Source organism: Pseudomonas sp. AP42 (assembly GCF_001728935.1).
In the GTDB taxonomy this organism is placed as follows: Bacteria; Pseudomonadota; Gammaproteobacteria; order Pseudomonadales; family Pseudomonadaceae; genus Aquipseudomonas; species Aquipseudomonas lactis.
Genome location: NZ_LYSO01000072.1, coordinates 21670 through 31267, shown reverse-complemented (window position 1 = coordinate 31267; position 9598 = coordinate 21670). Strand labels below are relative to the sequence as shown.

General features: G+C 61.0%; 9 protein-coding genes. 2 read left to right on the top strand and 7 right to left on the bottom strand.

Annotated features, from left to right (window positions below):
• Positions 1 to 145: 145 nt before the first annotated feature.
• A complete protein-coding gene (pyk, locus tag A7K61_RS21175; RefSeq protein WP_003193904.1) occupies positions 146 to 1597 on the bottom strand; it encodes a pyruvate kinase in 1452 nt (483 codons plus the stop codon).
• 173 nt (positions 1598 to 1770) lie between these two features.
• Here pyk and A7K61_RS21170 point away from each other — a divergent pair, with 173 nt between their 5' ends.
• Together A7K61_RS21170 and A7K61_RS21165 are read left to right on the top strand one after the other, a co-directional pair.
• Positions 1771 to 2145: a tol-pal system YbgF family protein gene (locus A7K61_RS21170; RefSeq protein WP_003193903.1), complete on the top strand. Its 375-nt coding sequence runs from the start codon at positions 1771 to 1773 to the stop codon at positions 2143 to 2145.
• A gap of 222 nt (positions 2146 to 2367) precedes the next feature.
• Positions 2368 to 2727 carry a PilZ domain-containing protein gene (locus A7K61_RS21165; RefSeq protein WP_044267885.1) on the top strand — a complete coding sequence of 120 codons (360 nt, stop codon included), beginning with the start codon at positions 2368 to 2370 and terminating at the stop codon, positions 2725 to 2727.
• 52 nt (positions 2728 to 2779) lie between these two features.
• Here A7K61_RS21165 and A7K61_RS21160 read toward each other — a convergent pair whose 3' ends face one another.
• The 6 genes from A7K61_RS21160 to A7K61_RS21135 are packed head-to-tail and all read right to left on the bottom strand — an operon-like array spanning position 2780 to position 9450.
• The gene (locus A7K61_RS21160) at positions 2780 to 4111 is read right to left on the bottom strand and encodes a DUF58 domain-containing protein (RefSeq protein ID WP_069558303.1); all 1332 of its coding nucleotides are present in this window, start codon (positions 4109 to 4111) and stop codon (positions 2780 to 2782) included.
• Positions 4112 to 4118: 7 nt separating this feature from the next.
• Positions 4119 to 5114 carry a MoxR family ATPase gene (locus tag A7K61_RS21155; protein ID WP_044267880.1) on the bottom strand — a complete coding sequence of 332 codons (996 nt, stop codon included), beginning with the start codon at positions 5112 to 5114 and terminating at the stop codon, positions 4119 to 4121.
• The gene (locus tag A7K61_RS21150) at positions 5111 to 6268 is read right to left on the bottom strand and encodes a DUF4350 domain-containing protein (RefSeq protein WP_069558302.1); all 1158 of its coding nucleotides are present in this window, start codon (positions 6266 to 6268) and stop codon (positions 5111 to 5113) included. Before A7K61_RS21150 ends, A7K61_RS21155 begins: the two co-directional genes overlap by 4 nt.
• Positions 6265 to 7794 carry a DUF4129 domain-containing protein gene (locus A7K61_RS21145; protein WP_069558301.1) on the bottom strand — a complete coding sequence of 510 codons (1530 nt, stop codon included), beginning with the start codon at positions 7792 to 7794 and terminating at the stop codon, positions 6265 to 6267. The genes A7K61_RS21150 and A7K61_RS21145 overlap by 4 nt, the downstream gene beginning before the upstream one ends.
• Positions 7781 to 8761, bottom strand: a complete 981-nt coding sequence (locus A7K61_RS21140; RefSeq protein ID WP_069558300.1) for a stage II sporulation protein M — start codon at positions 8759 to 8761, stop codon at positions 7781 to 7783. The genes A7K61_RS21145 and A7K61_RS21140 overlap by 14 nt, the downstream gene beginning before the upstream one ends.
• Positions 8758 to 9450, bottom strand: a complete 693-nt coding sequence (locus tag A7K61_RS21135) for an RDD family protein (RefSeq protein ID WP_044267870.1) — start codon at positions 9448 to 9450, stop codon at positions 8758 to 8760. Before A7K61_RS21135 ends, A7K61_RS21140 begins: the two co-directional genes overlap by 4 nt.
• Positions 9451 to 9598 lie beyond the last annotated feature (148 nt).

The following is a 9598-nucleotide window of genomic DNA, read 5'->3' as shown; positions in this document are numbered from 1 at the left end:
CGCATCGTGGTTAGCGTTGAGTGCTGCAGGGTTGTGTAGATATCTATGCTGCGATGAGGCACTGAAGTTCAACACATTGGCCTGCATTGAAATGCAAAAAGCCCCGCCATTCACATGGCGGGGCTTTTGTTTTTCAGCCTGTCACTCAGACCTGCGGGTCGCCTACATGCAGGATCTTCATGCCATTGGTGCCACCGGTGGTGTGGTAGCTGTCGCCCTTGGTCAGGATGACCCAGTCGCCTTTTTCCACGACGCCGCGTTTAACCAGCTCGTCGATCGCCTTCTGGCTGACTTCGTTCGGCGCCAGTGACGCCGGGTCGAACGGGATGGTGTACACGCCACGGAACATGGCCGCGCGGGCCTGGGCTTCGCGGTGTGGGGTGAACGCGTAGATCGGCACCGAGGAGCGGATGCGCGACATGATCAACGGCGTGTAGCCACTTTCGGTCAAGGCGATGATCGCCTTGACACCCGGGAAGTGGTTGGCGGTGTACATGGCAGCCAGGGCGATGCTCTGGTCGCAGCTTTCGAAGACCTTGCCGATGCGGTGGCTGGAGGTCTTGCTGGTGGGGTGCTTTTCGGCACCGACGCAGATACGCGCCATGGCCTGCACGGCCTCCAGCGGGTACGGGCCAGCGGCACTTTCAGCCGAGAGCATCACGGCGTCGGTGTAGTCGAGCACGGCGTTGGCCACGTCGGACACTTCGGCACGGGTCGGCATCGGGTTCTGGATCATCGACTCCATCATCTGGGTCGCAACGATCACCGCTTTGTTGTGACGGCGTGCGTGCAGGATGATCTTCTTCTGGATACCGATCAGCTCGGCGTCACCGATTTCCACGCCCAGGTCGCCACGGGCAACCATCACGGCATCGGAAGCCTTGATCAGGCCGTCGAGGGTTTCATCGTCGGCCACGGCTTCGGCGCGCTCGATCTTCGCCACCAGCCAGGCGGTACCGCCGGCTTCGTCGCGCAGTTTACGGGCGTATTCCATGTCGGCGGCGTCGCGTGGGAAGGACACGGCGAGGTAGTCCACTTCCATTTCGGCGGCGAGCTTGATGTCGGCCTTGTCTTTTTCAGTCAGGGCCGGCGCCGTCAGGCCACCACCGCGACGGTTGATGCCTTTGTGGTCGGACAGCGGGCCGCCGATGATCACGGTGCAGTTCAGTTCGGTCGGCGTGGCGGTGTCGACGCGCATCACCACACGGCCGTCGTCCAGCAGCAGTTCGTCACCGACGCCGCAGTCCTTGACCAGGTCCGGGTAGTCGATGCCCACCACGTCCTGGGTGCCTTCGGTCAGCGGGTGGCTGGTGGAGAAGGTGAATTTGTCACCAATCTTCAGCTCGATCCGCTTGTTGGTGAATTTGGCGATACGGATTTTCGGGCCTTGCAGGTCGCCCAAGAGTGCAACGAAGCGGCCATGCTTGGCGGCGAGGTCACGCACCAGCTTGGCGCGAGCCTTGTGCTCGTCCGGGGTGCCGTGGGAGAAGTTCAGACGGGCGACGTCCAAACCAGCCAGAATCAGCTGTTCGAGGACTTCCGGCGAGTTACTGGCCGGGCCAAGGGTGGCGACGATTTTGGTACGACGGACGGACATGCACGGACTCCTGAGTTCAAGCGCTGGGGAAGGCTACTATGCTCTTTCGTTGTAGTCATTGTTCGTTTGCACTACTTATCGACGATTGGCTTGTTTTGGCTGCGGTTGAATGGGCAAACGCCTTGAAGATTTTCGACCAGGGGTCGATACACTGCACAAGACAGGAGAACCCCATGCGAATTTTGCTCGTTGCTGCCCTGGCCGTCAGTGTTGTCGGCTGTACCCGCTGGTCGATGGACCACCATTTGAACAACGCTTACCGCGCCTATGGGGTCGGTGATTGCCAGCGTGTCACCCTGGAGTTGTCCCAGGTCGATCGCGAGAGCCGTACCCGCCGCTACGTGCAACCGGAGGTTTCGATGTTGCGCGGGCAGTGCCTGGAACGCCAGAAACTGTTTGTCGATGCCGCACAGACCTATCAGTTCATCATCGGCCACTACCCGTCGAGCGAGTACGCCTATCGAGCCCGCGCGCGGCTCGATACCTTGCAACAATTGGGGCATCTGCCGGCTGCAGGCCTGGCAAAACCACGGCCTGCGTCGCTGTAAGGGTATTTGTCGCTTCAGAGCTGGCCGGTCGCCAGTCTTGCGCTATTCTTTGAATGTCTGTTTGTGCAGTTTCCCATTCGAACGGATGCAAGGCCCGGATTCGGCAGCTGTTTGGTGACAAGCGGTACCTGTTGTCACACCGAGATCCAGGGAGAGCGAGCGATTGCTTGTTCCGAATCACTGGCACGGCCAGATTTTTGGCTATTGGACGGCGACTTCACCATGTTTACCGAACGACGGATCGAACGGCATCAACTGCCGTATTTTTTGCAGGTGTTCAATCGTATTACTGACAAGCCAATTGGCTTTCTTGGAAATGTGTCTGAAAACGGTCTGATGCTGATCAGCTCGTTACCCATGATGACCGAGGTGGATTTCGAGCTGCGCTTGAAAGTGCCGGTGGCTCAAGGCGAGTTCAAGGCGATTGACCTCACGGCAACCTGCTTGTGGAGCCACGAAGATGTCACCCCGCAGCATTACGACTCGGGGTTCCGCGTGCTTCAGGCGCCCGAAGAATACGGACACCTGATCAACGCGCTGTTGCAGTACTTCAGCTTTTATCCTTTGCAGGCCTCTGTCTGAATTATGCGTGGGGTCGTGGCTGTTTCCTGGCCATGACCCTGCGCAGTCATCCTCAGAATACCCCGGCCTTTTTCCATTCCAGATAGCGCGTGACCAGCCCGGCACCCAGCGCCGATGGCAAGGTATCCAGCACCGAGAGCCCATGGGCACTCAAGCGATCATGGCGTTGGTTGCGGGTATTGAGGTAATCGACCGTGCCGCAGTAAGCCAGCGCTTCGGGCAATGTTTGCACAGGGGCCTGGCGTAGTTGGTCGAGGACCTCCTCCCGTAGACTGGCCACCAGTACCCGGTGATGCCTACCGATACGCTGGACGGCGGCCATCAAGGCTTCATCCTCCTCATCCCGCAGGTTGGTAACGATGATCACCAGTGCCCGGCGTTTTTGCCGCGCCAGCAACTGGTTGGCGGCCATTTGGTAGTCGGCGGTTTTTCGCGTGGTCTGCAGGTCGTACACCGCATTGAGCAACAGATTCAATTGGCCACTGCCCTTGACCGGCTTCAGGTAGCGCGGCGGGTCGCTGGCGAACGTGCACAGCCCTACGGCATCGCCCTGGCGCAAGGCGACGTAGCTCAGCAGCAGGCATGCGTTGAGGGCGTGATCGAAATGGGACAGCTCATCATCCTGGCTGCGCATGTGCTGGCCGCAGTCGAGCATGAACACGATTTGCTGGTCGCGCTCATCCTGATATTCCCGGGCAATGGGCGTTCGTTGGCGGGCGGTGGCTTTCCAGTCGATCTGACGCAGGCTGTCGCCTTCACGAAACTCGCGCAGCTGGTGAAACTCCAGGCCCAATCCTCGCCGCTGATGTTGGCGCACGCCCAGTTGGCTCAGCCAGTTATCCACACCCCGCAGCTGCGCGCCGTATAAGCGCGCGAAATCCGGGTAAACACGGGTGGCATCGTGGGTGTCGACCCAGCGTCGTGCCGACCACAGCCCCAATGGGCTGGGCAGCATCAGCTCGCAGCGACTGAAGTGGAAGTGCCCGCGCCGCAAGGGGCGCACGCGATAGCCCAGCTCAGCACGTTCACCGGGGCGTAGTTGAATGGATTGAGGCAGATTATCCACCGCCAGGCCATCGGGCACGTGATCGAACACCTGCACGGTCAGTGGCTGTGGATAGTCGTGCTCCAGGCACAGGCGTATTTCTTCCCAGCGCCCCAGCGCCAGGCTGCCAGGCAATGTTCTGTACACGCGGGCCGAAGGGCGGCGACGCAAGCGTGCAGCATCCAGCATCGCCAGCAGCAACAGGGCCAGCAGCAGGCCCCAGGCTACCGAATGCAAGGTGGCGGGCACTTTGAACTGCAATGCTGCCGAGGTGCCCAGCAAGATGTTCAAGCCGAGCAGAACGCCCAGCCAGGTCAGCAGCAGACGAGTCGGTTTCATGGCCGCTTCATTGCCTTGGTGCTGCAATCTGGTCGAGTAACTGCTGGAGCACCTGGTCGACTTCAAGGCCGTCGATGTCCAGTTCGGGTGCGATGCGTACCCGGTGACGCAGTACTGCCAGGGCGCAGCCCTTGATGTCATCGGGGGTGACGAATTCGCCACCGCGCAACAGCGCACGGGCACGGGCGCCGCGTACCAGGGCAATGGAGGCCCTGGGGCCGGCACCGATGGCCAGCCCCGGCCAACTGCGCGTGGCACGGGCCAGGCGCACGGCGTAGTCGAGCACCTGTTCATCCAGTGGCAGGTCACTGGCAATTTGCTGCATCGCTACTACGTCCTCGGCTTGCAGCACCGTACGCAACGGCTGTACCTCCAGCATGTCGGCCTTGGACGAGCGCGTCACTTCGCGGACCATATCCAGCTCTTGTAGAGCATCTGGGTAGTCCATTCGCACCTTGAGCATGAACCGGTCCAGCTCGGCCTCGGGCAGTGGGTAGGTGCCTTCCTGCTCGATGGGGTTCTGGGTCGCCAGTACCATGAAGGGTTGGCCGATGGGTAATGCCTCACCCTCAAGGGTCACTTGGCGTTCCTGCATGGCTTCGAGAAGCGCTGCCTGGGTTTTGGCCGGTGCACGGTTGATCTCGTCGGCCAGCAGCAGGTGGGTGAATAACGGCCCCTTGCGCAGTTTGAACTGTTCGGTCTGCAAGTCGTACACGGCGTGGCCGGTGACATCGCTGGGCATCAGGTCCGGGGTAAACTGGATACGGGCAAAATCACCGCCAAAGCAGCGGGCCAGGGCGCGTACCAGCAAGGTCTTGCCCAGGCCGGGCACGCCTTCCAGCAGAACGTGGCCGCCTGCGATCAGAGCGGTGAGCACGTCGTCAATCACAAGGTCCTGGCCAATCACGGCCTTGCGCAATTCCACGCGCAGCGCCTGGGCCTGCTGGCTGGCATGCTGAAGGTTCTCGGCGGTCAGGGCGGTGGCCAGTGGAGAGTCGCTCATAAGGCATTCCTGAGGGTTTGCAGGCTCGCAACCTGTCGGCTGAAGTCGGCGCTGGAAAGCCGCTTCAGCGCAACAGGCTCTAACGCCTGGCTGATGATATGAGGGGGTTGTCGCGTAAGGTGCTCCAGCACTTGGCGTTGCCCTGGCGCATCGAGGTGTTCAAACCCAGGATGGCGTCGCCGGGCTGCGCGCAGAATGTCGTGTTGCAAGGCTTGCAACAACGTGCCCTGGCCGCTGCGGCGCAACAGGAAATCCGCGCTGGCCTTCAAGTGTTCCTTCAACTGGCGACGAGCCTTGGGCGCCGATGCCTGGACCGGGCCGTGGCGCATGCCTGCCTGCCACAGCCCCAGGGCAGCCAGCGCAATCAGGGCGACGAGGGCCTGGGGGAAATAACGGAGCAACAGGGTAAACAGATCGTCCGTGTCGCTGTTGAACAGCAAGGTGACGTCAGTGCCCTGGTTCAGATACCACAGCAACCAGGCGTTATCATGTTTGCCGATATCCGCGGTTTTCCACAGGTCGCTGTCGGTGATCACCGTGACGCGGCCTTGCCCCAGGTCAAGTTGCATCAGGTGGCTGGACTTGGCGCTGTTGGCGGAAAACTGCGCCAGGTGCTTGGGGTCGGTGAGGTTGAAGTCGGTGTCAAAACTGAAATAGGCCGGTGCCGTTTCGTTGTCGACATACAGCTTGGTCAGGTCCGGCTTGGTTTTTTTACGCGGTGGCGCGGGTTCGTCGAAGGTGTCGCTCAAGGTTTGGCGGACAGTGAGGCGATCAAGCAGCAAGTCACCGCTGGTGCCGGTTTCTTCATCCCATAATGCCTCGGCGACCAAGAGCAGGTGGCCGCCGGCTTTTGCCCAGCCCAGCAGTTGTTCGACCTGGCGTGGGGTCATGTTGCTGCGCTCCCCCAGCAGCAACAGGCTATGGCCTTTGGCGGGCAGTTCGGCGAGTCGTTCAAGGCCATTGGCATGCGCCACCACCACGCCTTGCTGGCGCAAAAAGTGCTCGGCGGCCAGGTAAGGGTTGGCGCGTGCCTCTGGTGACGGGCCGCGATTTACCACTTCCTCGTAGGGAATTACCTTGTGCCAGGCATATAGGCCGCCCGCACCCAACAGGCACGCCAGTAGCAGCGCTACCCACCATAACGCCCGGTTCATTGGCCCGCTCCGTCACTGAAAAGAGCACGCCAGTCGCTGCACAGTTTTTGTTGGGCTGAAGAGGGCGGTAGGCGGTGACCATAGGCCAGGTTTTGCCAGTGGCGTGTCAGTTCGTCGCTGAACGCCAGTAACTGCGGTTGTTGCAAATGATGAATACGCTCCAATACCTGCCCCTCGGTATCGGCGCTTGTCAGTGGCAGGTCGAACTCATGCAACAGCCGGCTGAGCAAACCGCGATACAGCAGGCCAAGAGCTTCCCGGGGCTGGGTGGACCATAGTTGCTCGGCGGTACTGGCGATATCTTCGGGCAATGTCTCGGTGCCCAGCTCTAGCCCGAACAACTGAGCGGGAACGGGCGAGGGAGCGGCCGTGCGAGTGGGCCCAAGGCGGCTGACGAAGGTGCGCAACCATTCACGGTAACGCCAGCACACCAGGGCCAGGCCGCCGATCACGAGGCTCCAGAGCAGTATTTCCAAGGTTTTGGCGACGTATTTGAAGGTGTCGCTGTTGAAGTTGTCGAGCAGTGCCTGGAGCCAACCAGGTAATTTGCCGTCGCCCTTGGCCGTGTTTTTAACCGGCGCTTTTTCATCACCAAACCGATAGCGTGTGACGGTTTCCGGGTTCTTGAAGGGCGGCTTTTCCAGCAATGCCTGGATGGATTGGCTGGCGGCCTGGGTGCTGAGGGGCTTATGGGCTGTAGTTTCATCTGCCATGGCGGGTGGGCTGACGTGTAGCAGCGCCAAGCCGACGACCAGCAACAACAGCGGTGCGACGTTGCTCAGGCGCTGGCGCAGGCGACGGAATACCAGCTCCAGGTCCCAGGCCTCCAGCACCGTGCGGCGGTTCAGGTACAGGCTGAAGCCACAGGCGACATAGATAGGTTCCCAGAACACAAGGACCAAGGCATAGAAGGCATTGCTCAGGTGCTCCAGCCAAAGCACGTCCGAGCCTGACGCCAATATCAGTCTTTGCCAGTCCCAGTCCAGTTCGATCTGTTGCGGTATGAAGAGATAGAACAGGGCCATGGCGCCAAACCACAGGCCGATTTCCAGGTGCACGCCGATCGTTGTCAGCCAGCGTGCGGCGCCAGCGTTTCGTTGCAACAACACCCCAAGGCGTCGTTGACGTGCGTCACCGTCCAAGCCTTCCAGTTGGCTGACGGGTAGGGCGAAGCTGCGGCTCATGCTCAGCCGCCGCCAGGTCAGGCTGGCGAACAGCTGCCCTTTGAGCAACTGCGGCCAATGGCGAACGGCCTGTTTGAGGCTGGGGGGCTCACCAAACAGGGCCTTGGACAGAATGTACAACGGTAAGCGGTCGAAGGCCGGCTTGAGCCACCAGAACAGGAACATGGCCACAGACGGGTAATTCCAGAGCAGCACTGTCAACAGGCTGAATACCGGCAGGCTCACCAGCGCCCAACTGCCCATCAGCAGGGCGCGGTGTTCCCTGGCCATCAGCACCCCCAGGTCCATGGCTTCCCAGGAAGTGCGCGGGCGAATCACCACGCTGGCGTCAGTCAGGCGCATGGCGACTCCGCCCGGCCAGGGTCAGGTAAGCGGCCACCAGCAGCCAGAGCGCGACGCCTACTGCGTATTTGATCCAGGGCTCAATGCGGGTGGTTGAGGACCAGTAGGCTTCGATAAAGGCTGCGATCAACAGAAACACCATGACACCGCAAAGCATCCGTACGCTTTTGCGCGCGGCCAGGCGCAGGGCCTCGCTGCGCGCCAAGCGCCCGGGGGCGACCAATGACCAGCCCAGTTGCAAGCCTGCGGCACCGGCCAGTGTGATGGCGGTCAACTCGAATGCGCCGTGACCAATGACAAACGACCAGAAGGTCTGGCCATAGCCGATATCGGTAAGGTGCCCGGAGACCGCACCTATGACCAGACCGTTGAAAATCAGGAAGAACACACTGCCCAGGCCGAATAACAGGCCGGCGGCAAAGGTCTGGAAGGCGATGCCGATGTTGTGCATCACGTAATAGCCAAACATCATCCAGTCTTCGCTGGAGGCACGTTCGGCCGCGCGGCCCAAGCGGCTGGCGTCGGGGTTGTACATGCCCTGCATCTCGGCCACTTGCTGGGGGCTGATGATGCTGTAGACAAGGTCCGGGAACAGGTACACCAGCAGGGCTATCCCCACCAGGCTGCCAAAGAACAGCAGGCCGGCGATCAGCACAAAGCGCCACTGTTCGCGTACCAGGCGCGGGAAGCCGGCCAGAAGAAACGCCAGTATGTTCGCCGTCAGTTGGCTGCGATGGCGATACAGTTGTTGATGGCCGCGCAGCGCCAGTTGTTGCAACGGGTCGATCAGGTAACTGCTGTAGCCGCGTTGCTGAGCCAGAGCCAGGTGTTGGCACAGGCGTCGATATTGATGCGGGAAGTCGGCAACGTCGGCGGCCTTGGCTTTACCTTGCTCCAGTTGCGTCAACTGCTCGGCGAAGGTTTGCCATTGGTGCTGGTGGCGGCTTTCAAAAAGGCTCTGTTTCATGTCGGCCCCAACAAACCACGGGCTACACCGTTGAGTTGCTCCACGGCGCGCGGCGCAGACACTTGCAGGGGCCCTGCGAGGATGGCGGCCAGTTCATGCACCCGTTCGGCCGAGAGCTCGGCCTGGCGTTCGGCGAAACCGAGGATGGCTCGCTGTTCGCTCAACTCCAGGGCGAAGGGCAGGCGCAGGGCGGGTGCTTGAGGGATGCTTGGGCGTGCCAGCGGCAGTTCGCGGTACACCACCAGCGTACCGGCCGCCAGGTCGCCGAGCCGCTTGAAGTGCGGATGCTGCAGGCAACTGATCGCGCCGAGGAAATAACCGAAGGGCAGCATGTCGACAAAACGTAGCAGGTTGCGGATCAGCGATGCCGACCAGCCGATGGGCGTGCCGTCATCCTGTACCACGCGCAGGCCCATGACCTGCTTGCCCGGCGAGCAGCCCTGGTTGAGCACTTCGAACAACACCATGTACCACCAGCTCACCAGGAACAGCAGCAGCGAACCCAGCCCGACCCCTACATTGCCGAGCAACGCCAGCGGCACCAGCAGGATACCCATGATGATCCCGCGCACGCCCAGGTCGAATGCAAAGGCCAATGCCCGGGAGGGCAGGCCAGCAGGGCGCAGGGGCAGGTCGATGCCCTCCGGCGTTTCTATCTGATAGTGGGTATCCAAAGGCGTTGATGGCATTGCGATCCTTGGCAGTGCGAGGCGACTTAGAAACACGGATGCTAGCAGTGTCGAGGATGGAAGCAACCACCCGAGGTTTTTCTGGATATTTATACAGTAAGGTATCGCTGGCCCCAAACGCCTTGCAGCGCCTAGACTTTGTCGGTCT

Bases quoted from the DNA above. Each gene is read 5' to 3' on its own strand.
- pyk (WP_003193904.1), bottom strand. From the start codon at position 1,597: ATGTCCGTCCGTCGTACCAAAATCGTCGCCACCCTTGGCCCGGCCAGT.
- A7K61_RS21170 (WP_003193903.1), top strand. From the start codon at position 1,771: ATGCGAATTTTGCTCGTTGCTGCCCTGGCCGTCAGTGTTGTCGGCTGT.
- A7K61_RS21165 (WP_044267885.1), top strand. From the start codon at position 2,368: ATGTTTACCGAACGACGGATCGAACGGCATCAACTGCCGTATTTTTTG.
- A7K61_RS21160 (WP_069558303.1), bottom strand. From the start codon at position 4,111: ATGAAACCGACTCGTCTGCTGCTGACCTGGCTGGGCGTTCTGCTCGGC.
- A7K61_RS21155 (WP_044267880.1), bottom strand. From the start codon at position 5,114: ATGAGCGACTCTCCACTGGCCACCGCCCTGACCGCCGAGAACCTTCAG.
- A7K61_RS21150 (WP_069558302.1), bottom strand. From the start codon at position 6,268: ATGAACCGGGCGTTATGGTGGGTAGCGCTGCTACTGGCGTGCCTGTTG.
- A7K61_RS21145 (WP_069558301.1), bottom strand. From the start codon at position 7,794: ATGCGCCTGACTGACGCCAGCGTGGTGATTCGCCCGCGCACTTCCTGG.
- A7K61_RS21140 (WP_069558300.1), bottom strand. From the start codon at position 8,761: ATGAAACAGAGCCTTTTTGAAAGCCGCCACCAGCACCAATGGCAAACC.
- A7K61_RS21135 (WP_044267870.1), bottom strand. From the start codon at position 9,450: ATGCCATCAACGCCTTTGGATACCCACTATCAGATAGAAACGCCGGAG.